Origin of the sequence: Streptomyces sp. R35 (assembly GCF_041053035.1) — a bacterium.
Lineage (GTDB): Bacteria > Actinomycetota > Actinomycetes > Streptomycetales > Streptomycetaceae > Streptomyces > Streptomyces lutosisoli.
Genome location: NZ_CP163440.1, coordinates 842,238 through 857,683, shown reverse-complemented (window position 1 = coordinate 857,683; position 15,446 = coordinate 842,238). Strand labels below are relative to the sequence as shown.

13 protein-coding genes and 1 pseudogene are annotated in these 15,446 nt (G+C 70.3%); 11 read left to right on the top strand and 3 right to left on the bottom strand.

The genetic code is table 11. The features are described 5' to 3' along the window. The first annotated feature begins 96 nt into the window (after window positions 1–96). From AB5J50_RS04270 to AB5J50_RS04255, 4 genes are all read left to right on the top strand, one after another. Window positions 97–783 (top strand): FadR/GntR family transcriptional regulator, encoded by a 687-nt coding sequence (locus tag AB5J50_RS04270; RefSeq protein ID WP_369255015.1) that lies wholly within the window; start codon window positions 97–99, stop codon window positions 781–783. Continuing rightward, window positions 780–2,162, top strand: coding sequence for a hypothetical protein (locus tag AB5J50_RS04265; protein ID WP_369255013.1), 1,383 nt, complete (start codon window positions 780–782; stop codon window positions 2,160–2,162). The genes AB5J50_RS04270 and AB5J50_RS04265 overlap by 4 nt, the downstream gene beginning before the upstream one ends. After that, window positions 2,159–4,012, top strand: coding sequence for a GMC family oxidoreductase N-terminal domain-containing protein (locus AB5J50_RS04260; RefSeq protein WP_369255011.1), 1,854 nt, complete (start codon window positions 2,159–2,161; stop codon window positions 4,010–4,012). The genes AB5J50_RS04265 and AB5J50_RS04260 overlap by 4 nt, the downstream gene beginning before the upstream one ends. A 122-nt stretch (window positions 4,013–4,134) precedes the next feature. Next, window positions 4,135–4,770, top strand: a complete 636-nt coding sequence (locus AB5J50_RS04255) for a hypothetical protein (protein ID WP_369255008.1) — start codon at window positions 4,135–4,137, stop codon at window positions 4,768–4,770. 133 nt (window positions 4,771–4,903) lie between these two features. On the opposite strand, the gene AB5J50_RS04250 is transcribed toward AB5J50_RS04255, so the two are convergent. Beyond that, window positions 4,904–5,188 carry a hypothetical protein gene (locus tag AB5J50_RS04250; RefSeq protein WP_369255006.1) on the bottom strand — a complete coding sequence of 95 codons (285 nt, stop codon included), beginning with the start codon at window positions 5,186–5,188 and terminating at the stop codon, window positions 4,904–4,906. Between AB5J50_RS04250 and AB5J50_RS04245 the strand changes: the two genes are divergently transcribed. Then, a complete protein-coding gene (locus AB5J50_RS04245) occupies window positions 5,187–5,594 on the top strand; it encodes a DUF4232 domain-containing protein (RefSeq protein WP_369255004.1) in 408 nt (135 codons plus the stop codon). The two genes, AB5J50_RS04250 and AB5J50_RS04245, sit on opposite strands and share 2 nt — an antisense overlap. Window positions 5,595–5,840: 246 nt before the next feature. On the opposite strand, the gene AB5J50_RS04240 is transcribed toward AB5J50_RS04245, so the two are convergent. Then, complete coding sequence (locus AB5J50_RS04240; protein ID WP_369255002.1) at window positions 5,841–6,245, bottom strand: hypothetical protein; 405 nt, start codon at window positions 6,243–6,245, stop codon at window positions 5,841–5,843. Between the two features lie 403 nt (window positions 6,246–6,648). Between AB5J50_RS04240 and AB5J50_RS04235 the strand changes: the two are divergent. Beyond that, window positions 6,649–6,846: pseudogene (locus AB5J50_RS04235) on the top strand (hypothetical protein); the annotation flags it as partial. A gap of 44 nt (window positions 6,847–6,890) precedes the next feature. Here AB5J50_RS04235 and AB5J50_RS04230 read toward each other — a convergent pair. Next, window positions 6,891–8,957 (bottom strand): alpha-galactosidase, encoded by a 2,067-nt coding sequence (locus AB5J50_RS04230; protein WP_369255000.1) that lies wholly within the window; start codon window positions 8,955–8,957, stop codon window positions 6,891–6,893. A 184-nt stretch (window positions 8,958–9,141) separates the two neighbouring features. Between AB5J50_RS04230 and AB5J50_RS04225 the strand changes: the two genes are divergently transcribed. The 5 genes from AB5J50_RS04225 (at window position 9,142) to AB5J50_RS04205 (ending at window position 15,417) form a co-directional block, all read left to right on the top strand. Then, window positions 9,142–10,317, top strand: coding sequence for an ROK family protein (locus AB5J50_RS04225; protein WP_369254998.1), 1,176 nt, complete (start codon window positions 9,142–9,144; stop codon window positions 10,315–10,317). Window positions 10,318–10,338: 21 nt separating this feature from the next. Beyond that, window positions 10,339–11,652: an ABC transporter substrate-binding protein gene (locus AB5J50_RS04220; RefSeq protein WP_369254996.1), complete on the top strand. Its 1,314-nt coding sequence runs from the start codon at window positions 10,339–10,341 to the stop codon at window positions 11,650–11,652. 25 nt (window positions 11,653–11,677) lie between these two features. Then, complete coding sequence (locus tag AB5J50_RS04215; RefSeq protein ID WP_369254994.1) at window positions 11,678–12,625, top strand: carbohydrate ABC transporter permease; 948 nt, start codon at window positions 11,678–11,680, stop codon at window positions 12,623–12,625. Between the two features lie 89 nt (window positions 12,626–12,714). After that, complete coding sequence (locus tag AB5J50_RS04210) at window positions 12,715–13,539, top strand: carbohydrate ABC transporter permease (protein ID WP_369265302.1); 825 nt, start codon at window positions 12,715–12,717, stop codon at window positions 13,537–13,539. Window positions 13,540–13,611: 72 nt separating this feature from the next. Then, complete coding sequence (locus AB5J50_RS04205; protein WP_369254992.1) at window positions 13,612–15,417, top strand: carbohydrate-binding protein; 1,806 nt, start codon at window positions 13,612–13,614, stop codon at window positions 15,415–15,417. Window positions 15,418–15,446 lie beyond the last annotated feature (29 nt).

Sequence of the window (15,446 nt, the reverse complement as noted above, 5' to 3'; positions counted from 1 at the left end):
GAGCGCTAACAGCCGTGTGTGGAAGGAGGGTTGACCGAAAGGGACGCCTACTGGTTCAGTGGCTCAGCCACTCATCCACTTGCCGGAGGGGGAACCGTGGAGGCACTGCCCCGCGAGACCATCGTGGACGTCCTGGAAGACCGGCTGCGCACGGAGATACTCAACGGCCGTCACCCGGCGGGGAGTTACCTTCCACCGGAGCGCCAACTCGCCGACGGTTACGGAGTCACCCGGACCACGCTCAAGCACGCCTTCGGCCGGCTCGTCCAGGCGGGCCTGCTGGAAACCCGGCACGGTGTGGGGACCCGGGTGCGCGACTACGCCCGCCTGGGCGGCGCGGACCTGCTGCCCATGCTCGTGCGGCACGACGCGAAATGGATCCACGAGATCTTCGAAGTGCGGCGTGGCGTGGGCGCGTTGATCGCCGAACGGGCCGCGGCGCGAGCCACCCGCACCCAGCGGGCCGAGCTTCGCGCGCTGCTGGAAGCCGTACGGGAGGCCGACGGCGCCGACGCGGTGCAGCTCGCCGACGTCGAGGTGCACCGCGCTCTCGCCCGGGCCACCGGCAACCGCGTCTACGTCCTGCTGACGAACACGCTCTTCAACGCCTACCTGCCCGTCCGCTCCCTGCTCAAGGGGCCCTTCACCGACCCGGCGGCGGCGTACGAACGGCTGGCCCCGGTGGTGGAGGCGGTGACATCCCAGGACGCCCGGCAGGCGCACACGGCAGCCGACACCTATCTGCGGGCCACCGAGCGCATCATGCTGGACGGTCTCGCATGAGGGGCACCGCGTTCAAGGAGACGATGCTCGGCACGGTCCGGCTCGACACCGAGACGCGGGAACGCCGCATACGCCTCGACCTGCGCGCCGAAGCCGAGGGGATACTGCGCCCGCATCGCACCACCCGGGCGCGCGTGACCGGCCGCATACGGATCGCCGGGTACGCCGACGACCCTGACGCCGAGGGCGAGTTGGAGGTGTCACCGCTGGCCAGGCGGCGCATCCGCTACCGACTGGCGTTCACCGCCGACGGCCGCGGCCTCACCCTGGACGGCTGGAAGTCCGTCACCGCGCGCCGCCCGTTGGAGTCGATGACCGTCCTGCCGTTCACGCTGTACGAGGGCGACGCGCCGGCCGGCGAAGGGGTCCTGCGCTTCCCGCTCGCGACCGGCCTCGCACCGTTCCTCCTCAGCTTCCGCTTCCCGCGGCGCGAGAGCCCCTCCGAGCACTTCGCGCCGCGCTGGAACGGCACACCGGGCCGCACCGAGGTCTGGTACACCACGCTGACCGATCCGGCGAGCGGCACCGGGATCTGGCTGCACCACGAACTGACCGCGCCCGCCGACGGATCCGAGCCGTTCGCCCACGGATGGGTCGCGGCGTTCCCCCGCGAGGGCGAGGTGCGGCACGCCCGCTTCGGGCCCGTTCCCTGGACCCGGCCCACGGACGGGTTCGCGGGAGACAAGGTCACGGCCGTCCCGGGGCAACTCACGGGCACTGCGGATGACTTCCAGTGGAAGCTCACCGAACGCCCGCAAGCATCACCCCTGTTCACCTTCCCGCGCTGGTCCTGGCGCCGACCGCTGCTGCCCGCCGCCCAGATGCTCCCAGCCGCTCGGGCCACGTACGACGGCGAATTCTCGTACGGGGAACGCACCTTGACCCCGCGCGGCGCACCCGGCGCCTCGGCCCGCATCTACGGGCACGGCAACGCTCACCGGTGGACCTGGCTCCACGCGGAACTCGGTGACGGCGACGTCCTGGAGATCGTCGCGGCGGTGTCCACCCGGCCGGGCCTGCGGCGGCTGCCTCCGCTGGTGTTCCTGCGGCTGCGCTGCCGGGGCAGGACCTGGCCGCGGCGGGCGGAGCGGTCGGCGGTGGGCTGGCTGGGCGTCGGGCGGTTCCGGGCCGCGTTCGGCCTCCCCGAGTGGACGGTGACCGGCCGGACGGCGCTGCGTCGCATCCGCGTCGAGGTCGACCAGCCCGCCGAACGCACCCTCACCCTGGAGTACCGCGACCCTGACGGAGCCCGCGCGGTGTGCCACAACAGCGAGTCCGCCGACGCCCGCATCGTGCTGGAGCGCTGGTGGGGCCGCTGGCGCCCAGAGGCCTCCTGGGTCCTGGACGGCACGGCGCACGCCGAGGCGGGTGAGCGGTGACCGCCGACGGATTCGTTGCCGCGCTGCTCGCCGACACCGGCGACGAGAGCTGGCCCGCACGCGTGCCGAACCGGCTCGACACGGTGCTCGCCGCGCTGCCCCGGCCCGCCCGCGCCGGGCTGCACACGGCCGTCGCGGCCCTGGAGACGTACGCCGTCCTGCGCACCGGCAGACGCCTGGCCGCACTCGCCGCCGACGAACGCGAGAGCGTGCTCGGCTCGCTGGCCGCACGCCCCCGGATCGCCCCGCTGCTCGACGTCCTCAAGGTGCCCGTGCTGCTGGCGGCGGGCACCGAGCGCATGCCCGCCACGCCCGCCACTCCCACGACGGCACCCGAGGACCCACCCCTCGACTGCACCCCGGCGCACGAGTGGCCGACACGCTCCACCGCCGACGTGGTGGTCGTCGGGTCCGGCGCGGGCGGTGCCGTGGCCGCCCGGACGTTCGCGCGCGCAGGAATGAGCGTGGTCGTCCTGGAGGAGGGCGAACACCACTCGACGGCCTCCTTCGGACGCCGGGCGCCGCTCGACCGTTTCGCCGAGCTGTACCGGGACGGCGGCGCCACCGTCGCCGTCGGCAACCCGCCGCTCCTGCTGCCGGTCGGCCGCGCGGTCGGCGGCACCACCGTGGTCAACTCCGGTACCTGCTACCGGACTCCGGAGCATGTGCTGGACCGATGGAGCAGCGCGTACGGGTTCGGGCTCGCCGAGGGCTTCGCGGCCCGGCTCGACGAGATCGAGCGCACCCTCCGCGTGGCCACCCAGCCGCTCGACGTGCTCGGCAACAACGGCCTGCTCGCACTCGCCGGCGCCGAGCGCCTCGGCTGGCGGGCCGGACCGCTGCGCCGCAACGCGCCCGGCTGCAAAGGCTCCTGCCAGTGTGTGGTCGGCTGCCCCACCGGAGCCAAACAGAGCGTGCAGCTGTCCGTCCTGCCCGACGCCTGCGCCGCAGGGGCCCGGATCGTTACGGGCGCACGGGTCCGCCGCATCCTGGTGGACCACGACGGACCGGGAGCGCCGCGCGCCGCGGGCGTACAGGCGCGGCGGCCGGACGGCAGCGAGCTGGAGATCCTCAGCCCGCTCGTCGTGACCGCGGCCGGAGCCCTCCAGACACCGCCCCTGCTGCGCCGCTCGGGCCTCGGCGGACATCCACGGCTGGGCCGCAACCTCAGCGTGCACCCGGCCACCAGCGTCGCGGGACGCTTCACCGAGCCGGTCACCGCCTGGAAGGGCGTGCTGCAGAGCGCCGGAATCGAGGAACTGCACGACCGCGGCGTCCTCATCGAGGCGACCGCGAGCCCGCCGGGCATGGGAAGTTTCGTCCTCCCCGGCCTGGGCCGCGAGCTGCGGCGCGAACTGGAGGACGCGGACCACCTCGCGACCCTGGGCGCCATGATCGCCGACCGCCCCTCCGGCCGGGTCCAGGGCCACGGCCGCACCCTCGTCCGCTACGACCTGGACCCCCGTGACGGCGACCGGCTGATGACGGCCGTACGCGCCATGGGCCGCCTGCTCTTCGCGGCGGGCGCCGAAGAGATCCTCACCGGAGTCCCCCGCGCCCCGCGCGCCCGCTCACTCAAGGAACTCGACGACCTGCTCACGGGCGTCACCGCCCGCAACCTGCATCTCTCGGCATTCCACCCCACCGGCACAGCCGCCGCCGGCGCCGACCCGCAGCGCGCCCCCGCCGACCCCGAGGGCCGGCTCCGTGGCACCCACGGAATCCTCGTCACGGACGCCTCGGCCCTGCCCAGCTGCCCGGAGGTCAACCCCCAGCTGAGCATCATGGCGGCGGCTCTGGCGATCGCGGAGACCTGGCTGGAACGGGAGGGCGGCTCGGGCGCCCACTGAGCTCCTGGCCCCGCCGAGCCCCGAGGCGCCGGACACTCCAACGGTCCAGTGCCATTCGCGGACCCCGATCCCGGCACGGAGCATGAGGGAGTCTCGTACGCCAGGAAGAGGACGAACCCCCCATGCGCACACGCACCCCCGACGCCCGAGGCCGATCGACCCGATCACGCCGGATCGCTGTCCTCCTGGCAGTGTTCGCGTGCGGGTCCGGGCTCGTCTCGTGCAGCACGGACAGCAACGACAGCGGCACTTCCTCCTTCAGCCCGCGCCCCACCGCGCCGAACGAGTCCAACTTCACCGGGTCGGCGCCGTCCGCCCTGGCCTCGGCCGCCTCCTCGATCATCGGCTCCGCCCGCGCCTCGGCGTCGGCGGCAGCCTCCTCCGCGGCGGCCGCCGCCTCGGCGTTCGAGGCGTCCGTCTCCGCCGACACGGCACGCGCCAGTGCGGCCGCGCAGAAGGAGCTGAAGGACGTACAGGGCAGCGGCAACGCGATGTCCGAGGTCGCCATGACCGGCCTGCCCAAGGCGGAGACCGGTGGGCTGCTCGCCGTGCTCGTCACCATCACCAACAAGACCGACCAGAAGGCGTCGTACGCCGTGCAGATCGACTTCGAGGACTCCGACGGCAAGGTCGTGGAGACCCGGTACGTCGGAGCGGAGAACCTCGACCCGGGGAAGCGGGCCCAGCCCATCGCCATCAGCAGGCAGCCCGCCGAGCCCCAGCTGACGGCTCGGCTGGCCAAGGCGCAGCGGTACTAGGCAGCCGTCCGGGACAGGGTCTGTCACCGTCGTGTCACAGACCCTTGAGCAGGTGAACCCCGCAAGCCGCCGATGCTCTCTGAAGCTACGAGTGCCGGTGAGCGACCGGCGCCTGAACTTCTACTTCGGGGGACTACATGCAGTACGCGACGGGTATGCGCAGAGGCGCTCTGGCGATGGTCACCGCGTCGGCGGCCACACTGCTCATGACCGCGTGCCAGCCGGGCGGGAACGGAGCCGGGGCGGCCAGTTCGCCGTCGGGCGTTCCGGCCAAGCCGGCAGCCTCCAAGTCCAGCGCCCCGACGTCCGCGCCGTCGGGGCCCGCCACGACCGCCCCGTCGACCCCCGCCGGGACCGCGACGCCGACCCCCGCCACGAAGACGAAGACCTGTGGTGTGGCGGACCTGGAGGCCTCCATGCACCAGGCCGCCGTCCGGCCGGACGGCACCGGAACCGGGGCGGCGATCGTCGAGTTCACCAATGTGTCCGCCAAGCCGTGCACCGTCCAGGGCCATCCGACCGTGGCGGGAGCGGGCAACGGCTCCCCGGAGAAGAACCATCCCCTCACGGTGACCGCCGAGGGCTCCGCGTCCCAGGTGGTCCTCTCACCGGGCGGCAAGGCATGGACCAAGCTGACGTTCGTCCAGGTCCAGGGCGAGGCCGACGGCTACTGTGAGTCCGGGTCCACGCCCGTCACGTATCCGACCCTGGTGGTGGGCCTCCCGGCCGCCGGTTTCCACCAGGTCGCCCTTGACGACGGTGTACTGGCCGAGTGCGACGACACGGTGACCGTCACCGCCGTCTCCGCCACCAAGCCCTCCTGACCGCACGGCTCGCCACCACAGCGGGCGTTTTGTAACCGCTGTGGTGGCGTACGTGTCGCGGTCGACGGCATGGCCGTACGACTCGCCGGCAGGGGCCCGTTTCCACGGGACCCTGCCGGCGTACTGACACGCGCGCACGACGGTGCGCAACCCGCTGGAACAGCTCCCATACTCGTCCGGCACCTGGCGCTCCGCCAGATCCATGCCCGCAGGCCGGCGAAGATCGCGCACATGACGGGGCGCTGGTCAGGGCCGACGCGGCCCTAGGAGAGCGGCCTCGACGGCCTCACCCGTCATCTCGATCACTATGGCATCGTCTTGCATTCCCGCCGGAAGGTGTGCGTGTTCTTCCGCCTGGCACACGACCACTGCCCCGCTCGGGTCGATGATGACCGCTCCAAGCCGGGAGACCAGCTCCGCAACGATGCCCCACACACCTCCGGCATGCGGGCGGTGCACCACGACGCCCTGCGCATCAGCAAATATTTCGGCCTCGCTGCCGTCGGAAGCCCGGACCCAGAACTCCAGGCCCCCTTCCTCGCCCACCGTGAGCTGCGGGTCCCCAACATCGTGAGGTTCCAGAACAGCCCGTACCAACGCCAAGTCCAGCAGTACGGGCGCCTCACCGCCGTCGACGAACTTGTAGATCATCGGACTCCAACCCAAGAGGACCCCTCCACCCACGGCAGGAGCACACGCCCCCCATCCCGTTGACGCTGTTGTCAATCACCCAGTGTTGCGGCGTCGGCCCCGCCCTGGGGGCGCGCCGGCGCAGGTGGCACCACCAACTGGGCCAGCCTCAAAGCGCGTCCGGCACCAGCCACTACACCAGGTCCCTGACGGACACAGTAAGGGCGATCGCCCCAAATGAGGCCAGCTCCAAGGCTTCCCCGAACCGGCGGAACCGGCGGAGCCGGCGGGAGTGAACCGCACCTCCTCGGCCCGCACAACGGCATCCGTGTCGTCGACAAACGCCATCCGCACCGGCCGGCCCCGATCCGCCGTGCGCCGCAGCGAGACCGGGCCCGCCGCACGCGGGCGGTTCTCGTCCCCCCACTTCATCACCATCGACGGCGGCAGCCGACTCGACGCGGGGCACATCAACCGGCGTGACGATGTGCTGAACCGGGTCCATAAATGCGAGCGGGCGCGCGGTCGGCCGGTCAACTTCATCGCCGTGGACTACACGACGAGCGGGGATGCGCGGGGCGCGGTGAACGAGTTCAACGCCGAGCGCGCACATGGGCGTTGACCTCAGACGTCCGGTTCACGCACTAGGTGCATCGCCGCGCTCGATCAGTCGCCGGGCGGCAGGTCCAGATGCAGCCCGTACGCGCCGAGCACCGTGGCGTGGTGCATGGCGCCGGTGCGGGCGACGCGGTAGCGCGCCGCCGGGGTCAGGCCGCACAGGCGGACCGGGAGGGCCGGCGCGCCGTGGCGGGAGACGCGCCGGTACGCGAGCAGCAGGGCCTCCGAGGCGTCAGCGGCCGTGTACTGCACCACGCAGACAGCGTCCTCGGAGGGCGGCGACAAGCGGTCCAGCCTGCCGTGCTGCACCAGATGGCGCACCGTCTTGTACTCGGCCACCAGGGCGGCCCCCTCCCGCAGTTCCTCCTCGGACCAGCGCGTGAGATCGCCCCCGATGCCCAGCGCCCCGGCCATCGCGACGTGGAAGCGGAAGCGCAGCGGAACCGTGCGGCCGGTGAGCTGGTTCGGTGTGTCCGTGACCCACGAGCCCATGGTGCGCGCGGGATAGACCTGGCCGTAGCCGTGCTGGATCCACATCCGGTCGGCGGCATCGGTGTTGTCCGACGCCCACGTCTGGTCCGTACGGGACAGAATGCCCAGGTCGACCCGGCCGCCCCCGCCGCTGCACGACTCGATGCGCAGCGCCGGGTGGTCCGCGCGCAGGCGGTCGATGACGTCGTACAGGTTGCGCACGTACTGCGGGCCGAGGCGGTCGGCGCCGTCCTGCCGGCCGGGCCAGCCGGGCTCGCTGAACGCCCGGTTCATGTCCCACTTGAGGAAGTCGATGCCGTGGTCGCCGACGAGTCGCGTCAGCCAGCCGTACGCCCAGTCCGCGACATCTCGACGAGCGAAGTTGAGGACGAGCTGGTTGCGCAGCTCGGAGCGTGGTCGGTTCGTGAAGTGCAGGACCCAGTCCGGGTGCAGGCGATACAGGTCGCTGTCCGGATTCACCATCTCGGGTTCCACCCACAGGCCGAAGCCCATCCCGAGCCGGTGCACCGCCTCGACCAGCGGTGCCAGCCCCTCGGGGAAGCGGTCGGGGGCGGGCGTCCAGTCGCCCAGGCCGGCCCGGTCGCTGCGGCGCGCCCCGAACCAGCCGTCGTCGACGACATACAGCTCGGCTCCGAGCTCGGCGGCCCGTTCGGCGAGCGCCTTCTGGCCGACCTCGTCGACGTCGAAGCCTGTGGCCTCCCAGGAGTTGTAGAGCACCGGGGCGACCTCGTCCGGATGCGGCAGGACATGGGTCAGGGCGTAGGTGTGCCAGGCGCGACTGGCGGCGCCGAAACCGCCGTCGGTGAACAGGCCCGCGAACGGGGGAGTGGTGAACTCCTCGCCCGGCGAGAGCGGCACGGCCGTACCGTCATGGCCCAGGCCGCCGGTGAATCCCGCGTGCCCGTCCGGGGTGCGCTGCGCGGTGATCCGCCAGCTCCCGCTCCACGCGAGGGCGGCGCTCCACACCCGGCCGTGTTCCTCCGTCGCCTCGCCCCCGTCCAGCATCACCCACGGGTTCGCGTGATGACTGGTGATCCCGCGACGGCTCGTCAACACCGTCTCCCCGTAAGGGAGTTGGGCTCGGTGCAGTTGGGTCTCGGCGGACCACTGTCCGGTGACACGGCTGAGCCGGTAGTCCCGTAGCGGGGGCAGGGTCCATGCGGCCGAGTCGGCGCGCAGCAGGGTGACGGGCTCGTCGCCGGCGTTGCGGACGACGGTCCAGCGCTCGATGACGTCGGTGTCGTCGCGCAGGCGGTAGTGGAGCGCCACCCGCAGGGGGTAGCGGCGGTCGCGGAACGACAGTTCCAGCTCGCCCTCGTGGACGCGATGGCCGGTCGGCTGCCATTCGAAGGCGCGGGATCCGTCCGCGAACCGGACTTGCAGCGACGGTGGCCCGTAGCGCGTCCCGCCGTCCACGGGAAGTTCCTCCCCGGCGGGGGGTCTTCCCTCGAAACTGCTGGTCGGAACGGGCCGCGGCAGGGCGAGTTCCCCGGCCTCCGCGAGCGTCAGGCGCGGGCCCCATCCGAGATGGCAGGGCGCTCCGGTCTCGTCGATTCTCAGCGCGTACGACGTGTGCGGTGTGGTCAGCAGCCAGACCCCGGTGTCCGGGGCGAAGGAGATCATCGAGAGGCGTCCTCACGTTCCGGTGGTGCCACGAGATGCTGGAAAGCCAACCGTGACCTTCGATCACATGTCAACACCCCGCCCCCATCTGTCATTTGCAGGTTACTGGACTCTCAAAGAGGGCTCTCAAGATAATCCTGCTTCTTTCATTGACAGCAGAAAATAAGGGACTTAGGTTCCGGCCATGCGCTCGACCTCTCGCACCGAGGCGTTCCCGGCCCACACGCCGGCCGCCGCCCAGATCTTCACCACCGTGCTGTCGCACGGCCCGCTCACCCGCTCGGAGATAGCCGGACGGACGCGGCTGTCGGCGGCGGCGGTCACCAAGGCGGTCCGGCCCCTCATCGAGGCCGGATACCTCCTGGAGGACGCCGACGAGGACGCGCGGCAGCCGTCCCTCGGGCGGCCCGCCAACCCGGTGCGGGTCGACGGCGGGAGGGCACTGTTCATCGGCGTCAAGATGACGGGCGACGAACTGATCGCCGTGCTCACCGACTTGTGCTGCCGTATCAGGGTCGCCCGGCACCTGCCGCTCACGACCCACGATCCCAAGGCGGTGCTGGCCTCGACCGCGGCGCTCGTCCAGGAACTGCTGACCGAGGCCGACGGCTTCGGGGTGCCGGTCCAGGGACTGGGCATCGCGGTGTCCGGCGACGTGGACCGCACGGCCGGAGTGGTGCGCTACTCACCGTTCCTGGAGTGGCGCGACGTACCGCTCGCCGAACTGGCCGCGATGACCACCGGGTTGCCGGTCACCGTCGACAACGACGTCCGGGCGCTGACCGTCGCCGAGCAGTGGTTCGGCGCCGGAGTGGGCCTGTCCGACTTTGCCGTGGTGACCGTCGGCGCGGGCATCGGCTGCGGCCTGGTGGTGCACGGCCAGGTCGTGTCGGGCGCGCACGGCGTGGCCGGTGAGATCGGGCACGTCGCCATCGACCCGGCCGGGCCCCTGTGCCACTGCGGCAACCGCGGCTGCGTGGAGGCGATCGCCGCGGACTCGGCGATCGTCGGCCGGATCCGGGAGGTCACCGGCGTACAAGTGGCCGACGCCGCCGAGGCCTTGGCGCTGGCGCATGACGGTGACCCCGGAGCGCGCGAGGTGTACGCGCGGGCGGGGGAGGCGATCGGGCGGGGCATCGCGACCGTGGCCAACCTGCTCGGCCCCGAGCGAGTGATCATCTCCGGCGAGGGCCTCGCCGCCTACGACCTGTTCGCCGAGCAGATCCGCGACGCGTTCGCCGCGGCCGCCTTCGGATCGGCCGCGCGGTGCGATGTGCGGACCCGCCCGCTGCCCTTCGAGGAGTGGGCGCGCGGGGCCGCGGCCACCGCGATCCAGTCCTTCATCACATCAGACACGTAACCGCACGCACGAGGAGCAACGATGACGCAGCAGAGCCGCGATCACCTGGCTGCGCGGGGGCCCGGTCGGCGCAGAGTGGTCGGCGGGCTGTTCGGACTCGGCGCGGCCGCACTGGGGGCGCCCGTCCTGAGCGCCTGCGGTGGGGGAGCGGGCGCCGACCCGAAGACGGTGACCTTCGGATCCAACGGCGCCGACGCCACCCCCAAGAAGGCCTACGCCGCGGTGACCGAGGCATTCGCCAAGGACAGCGGGCTGAAGGTGAAGACGAACACCGTCGACCACGACACCTTCCAGAAGAGCATCTCCACCTACCTTCAGGGCACCCCGGACGACGTCTTCACCTGGTTCGCGGGCTACCGCATGCAGTACTTCGCCAAGAAGCAGCTCTGCAGCCCTCTCGACGACGTGTGGGACAAGATCGGCGCCGGCTTCAGCGACGCCACCAAGCAGCTCTCGCGCGGCGAGGACGGCAAGTACTACTTCGTGCCGCTGTACAACTACCCGTGGGCCGTGTTCTACCGAAAGAGCCTGTTCAAGGAGCGCGGCTACCAAGTCCCGCAGAAGTGGGGCGAGTTCATCGCGCTCGCCAAGCGCATGAAGAAGGACGGCCTCGCCCCGATCGCCTCCGGATACGGCGGCGGCGACAGCTGGAGCGTCCTCGGCGCCTTCGACTACCTCGACCTCAGGGCCAACGGCTACGACTTCCACATGTCCCTGATGCGCGGCAAGGTCTCCTGGACCGACAAACGCACCGTCGCCGTCCTCGACCTGTGGCGTGAGCTGACCCCCTACTACCAGCCGAGCGCCGGCGGCCGTTCCTGGCAGGACGCCGCCCAGTCCCTGCTCGACAAGAAGTCCGGCATGGCCGTCATCGGGCTCTTCCTCGGCCAGCAGATCACCGACGAGAAGATACGCGCCGACATCGACTTCTTCCCCTTCCCCGAGATCGAGGCCGCCCACGGCCAGGACGCCGTCGAAGCCCCCACCGACGGCTTCATGCTCAGCCGCAGGCCCAGGAACGAGGACGGCGCCAAGAAGCTCCTGGAGTTCCTCGGCGGCGCCCACGCCGAGGAGTCGTACATGGCCGTCGACCCGAGCAACCTCGCCGTCAACGAACAGGCCGACACCGGCTCGTACAACGCACTTCAGAAGAAGTCCGCGGACCTCATCGCCTCCGCCCGGCACATCAGCCAGTTCGCGGACCGCGACAGCGACCCCGGCTTCATCTCCACCGTGGTCCTCCCCGGCCTGACCCAGTGGCTCGGCCACCCCGACGACGGCTCGGGAACGCTGAAGAAGATCGAGTCCCAGCGCTCACGCTTCTTCACGGCCTGACCAGGACCGGAAAGGTCGCCCCCACGTGTCCTCCGCGCCCGTCACGCCCATCACGCCCGGCACACCCAAACGCTCCCGCGCCCGCCGACTCGGCCCCGGCGACCGGCTCTTCCTCACCGTCGTCATCGGCATCCCGCTCGCCGCCCTGCTCTTCTTCGTCTGGCTGCCCGCACTGGCCTCCCTGGGACTCTCCTTCACCACCTGGGACGGCATCGACCTGGCCGACATCCACTGGACCGGCCTGGACAACTACCAGCAGATCTTCACCAACTACCCGCCGTTCTGGCCCGCGGTCCGGCACAACGTGATCTGGCTGCTGTTCACGGCGCTGCTGCCCACCCCGTTCGGCATCTTCCTCGCCTATCAACTCGACCGGAAGATCCGCTTCACCAGGATCTACCAGACCGCGATCTTCCTGCCGATGGTGCTCTCCCTGGCCGTCGTCGGTTTCATCTGGGAGATCATCTACAACCCTGACACCGGACTCCTCAACGGCATCCTGAACGCGGCCGGTCCGGGCCACCACATCGACTGGCTCGGCAATCCCGACCTCAACCTGTGGGCCGTTCTGGTGGCTTCGGGATGGCGGCACACCGGCTACATCATGATCCTCTATCTGGCCGGACTGAAGGGCTTCGACCCGGCGCTCAAGGAAGCCGCCGCGCTCGACGGCGCGAACGGCCGCCAGACCTTCCTGCGCGTCGTCTTCCCCGCCCTCAAACCGGTCAACATCATCATCCTGGTCGTCACCGTCATGGAGTCCCTGCGGGCCTTCGACATCGTCTACGTCCTCGGCGGCGGCGTCGGCAGCAAGCCCGGCATGGAGCTGCTGTCCCTCCTCATCACCGACAACATCATCGGCGAGTCCAGCCACATCGGTTACGGCTCCGCCCTCGCCGTCGTCCTGCTCCTGGTCTCCCTGGCCGCCATCGGGACGTTCCTCGTCCAGACCGTCCGCAAGGAGGACCAGTGACCACGACGGCGACGCGGCCCGCCTCCCGAACGCGGGAGCCCCAGACACGGCAGACCCCCGCGGGACCCCGCCGCCAGACGGGCCGCCATCTGATGCTGGCCGGCATCGCCCTCCTCTGGCTCGTCCCGCTCCTCTGGGCCATGTACACCTCGCTGCGCCCCTACTCGGACACGGCGAAGTACGGCTATCTCTCCTGGCCGCGCAGCCTGAGCCTCGGCAACTTCACGGACGCCTGGGAGCAGTCCGGGATGCCGCACTTCTTCTGGAACTCCGTCCTCATCACCGTCCCGTCGGTCCTCGGCACGCTCCTGTTCTCGGCGGCCGTCGCCTTCTTCGTCACCCGCTTCGACTTCCGCTGGAACATCGTCCTGCTGATGCTGTTCACCGCCGGCAACCTGCTTCCGGCGCAGGTCCTCATCACCCCGCTGTACCGGCTCTACCTCCTTGTCCCGCTTCCGCAGTGGATGAGCGACTCCCTCCTCCTCTACAACTCGGCCTGGGGCATCATCGCGATCCACATCGCCTACCAGTGCGGGTTCTGCACCTTCGTCCTCAGCAACTACATGAAGACGATCCCCCGGGAGATCTCCGAGGCCGCGCTCGTCGACGGCGCCCCCGTCTGGCGGCAGTTCTTCCAGATCATCCTGCCGCTGTGCCGACCGGCGTTCGCCGCCCTCGCGACGCTCGAATCGATCTGGATCTACAACGACTTCTTCTGGCCGCTCGCACTCATCGAGACCGGCGACAAGCGCCCCATCACCTCAGCCCTGGCCAACCTCCAGGGCCAGTACTTCACCAACCCCAACCTCATCGCGGCCGGTGCGCTGATGACCGCGATCCCCACGCTGCTGGTGTACTTCGCGCTCCAGCGCCAGTTCATCAGCGGACTCACCATCGGCTCGGGCAAGGGCTGAGCCGCCGCAGCACAGGGGCATGAGCCGCCCCGCGTCCCCCTTCGCTGACCCCACTCCCAGGAGGTACGGCCCATGCGGTCATCCTCGTACTCCGTCATGCCCGTTCTCAGAGCCGCGGTCGTCCTCGCCCTCACCGCTGGCGTCGCGACGACCGCCCCGCCAGTACACGCCGATCCCGCACCGGCCGACACCACCACCGCCGCCGTGGCGGCCAAGCCATACATGGGCTGGTCGAGCTGGAGCATGCAGTCGTCGAAGTACCCGGGCCTCAACCCGGACGGCGACTACAGCTACCTCACCGAGGCGAACGTCCTGAAGCAGACGGACGCCCTCGCCGCCAAGCTGAAGCAGTACGGCTACGACCATGTCAACATCGATGCCGGCTGGTGGATGGACAAGAACTGGAAGTCCGGATTCGACCAGTACGGCCGGCAGACACCCGACCCGGTCCGCTTCCCCAACGGCATGAAGTCGGTCGCCGACCACATCCACTCCAAGGGCCTCAAGGCCGGCATCTACCTGCCCGCCGGCCTGGAGAAGGGTGCGTACGGCGACGGCAAGGTGCCGATCTGGAACGCCCCCGGCTGCACCACCGGCGACATCGTCTACCCGGACCTGCGCACCACCAACGGCTGGGACAGCGCCTACAAGCTGGACTTCGACAACTCCTGTGCGCAGAAGTACGTCGACTCTCAGGCGCAGATGTTCGCCGACTGGGGCTACGACTTCCTCAAGCTGGACGGTGTGGGCCCGGGCTCGTTCAAGTCCGGTGACAACTACAACAACGTCGCCGACGTCGCCGCCTGGCAGAAGGCCATCGGCGCGACCGGGCGCCCGATCCACCTCGAACTCTCCTGGTCGCTCGACATCGGCCACGCCGCCGACTGGAAGAAGTACTCCAACGGCTGGCGCATAGACACCGACGTCGAGTGCTACTGCAACACCCTCGTCACCTGGGAGAACTCGGTCAACGACCGGTGGGACGACGCTCCCGCGTGGAGCCGCAAGGCGGGCCCGGGCGGCTGGAACGACCTGGACGGCATCGACGTCGGCAACGGCGAGATGGACGGCCTCACCAAGGCCGAGCGGCAGAGCTACATGACCCTGTGGGCCATCAACAAGTCGCCGCTGTTCACCGGGGACGACCTCACCAAGCTGGACAGCTACGGCGTATCCCTGCTGACCAACAAGGAAGTCATCGCCGTCGACCAGAACGCCTCGCCTGTGGCGCGTCCGGTCACCCCGGTGGGCGACCAGCAGGTCTGGGGCACCAAGAACTCCGACGGCAGCTACACCGTCGCCCTGTTCAACCTCGGCGACTCGCCGGCCTCCGTCACCGCCGACTGGGCGTCCTTCGGATTCACCGGCAACGCCTCAGTGCGCGACCTGTGGAACAAGGCGAACCTCGGGACCTACAAGAACAAGATCACCGAGGCGCTGCCCGCGCACGGTTCGCGGCTGTTCACCGTCACGCCCGGCGGCAGCACGCTGACGACCACGGGCTACGAGGCCGAAGCCGCGGCCAACACCCTGTCAGGCAACGCCTCCGTGGCCGGATGCGACGCCTGCTCCGGTGGCAAGAAGGTCGGCAACCTCTACTCCGGCGGCAAGCTGCGGTTCAACGACGTCACGGTGAAGAAGGACGGGATCTACACCGTCAAGGTCTCCTACGTCAGCGGCGACCCCCGCTCGGTGACCGTCTTCTCCAACAGCGGCAACGGCACCAGCTTGAAGTTCCCCTCCACGGGCGACTGGAGCACGGCCGAGACCGTCAGCGTCCAGCTGGCACTGAAGGCGGGCTCCAACACCATCACCTTCGACAGCGGCAGCGGATACGCACCCGACATCGACAGGATCGTCGTCCCGCAGTCCGTCTGACCCTGCTTCCCGTGGGGCCCGGTGACACA

Coding starts and splice junctions, on each gene's coding strand:
- AB5J50_RS04225 (WP_369254998.1), top strand. CDS start 9,142: ATGCGCTCGACCTCTCGCACCGAGGCGTTCCCGGCCCACACGCCGGCC.
- AB5J50_RS04220 (WP_369254996.1), top strand. CDS start 10,339: ATGACGCAGCAGAGCCGCGATCACCTGGCTGCGCGGGGGCCCGGTCGG.
- AB5J50_RS04250 (WP_369255006.1), bottom strand. CDS start 5,188: ATGGAGGCCTCCAGGTCCGCCACACCACAGGTCTTCGTCTTCGTGGCG.
- AB5J50_RS04255 (WP_369255008.1), top strand. CDS start 4,135: ATGCGCACACGCACCCCCGACGCCCGAGGCCGATCGACCCGATCACGC.
- AB5J50_RS04265 (WP_369255013.1), top strand. CDS start 780: ATGAGGGGCACCGCGTTCAAGGAGACGATGCTCGGCACGGTCCGGCTC.
- AB5J50_RS04240 (WP_369255002.1), bottom strand. CDS start 6,245: ATGATCTACAAGTTCGTCGACGGCGGTGAGGCGCCCGTACTGCTGGAC.
- AB5J50_RS04245 (WP_369255004.1), top strand. CDS start 5,187: ATGCACCAGGCCGCCGTCCGGCCGGACGGCACCGGAACCGGGGCGGCG.
- AB5J50_RS04205 (WP_369254992.1), top strand. CDS start 13,612: ATGCGGTCATCCTCGTACTCCGTCATGCCCGTTCTCAGAGCCGCGGTC.
- AB5J50_RS04230 (WP_369255000.1), bottom strand. CDS start 8,957: ATGATCTCCTTCGCCCCGGACACCGGGGTCTGGCTGCTGACCACACCG.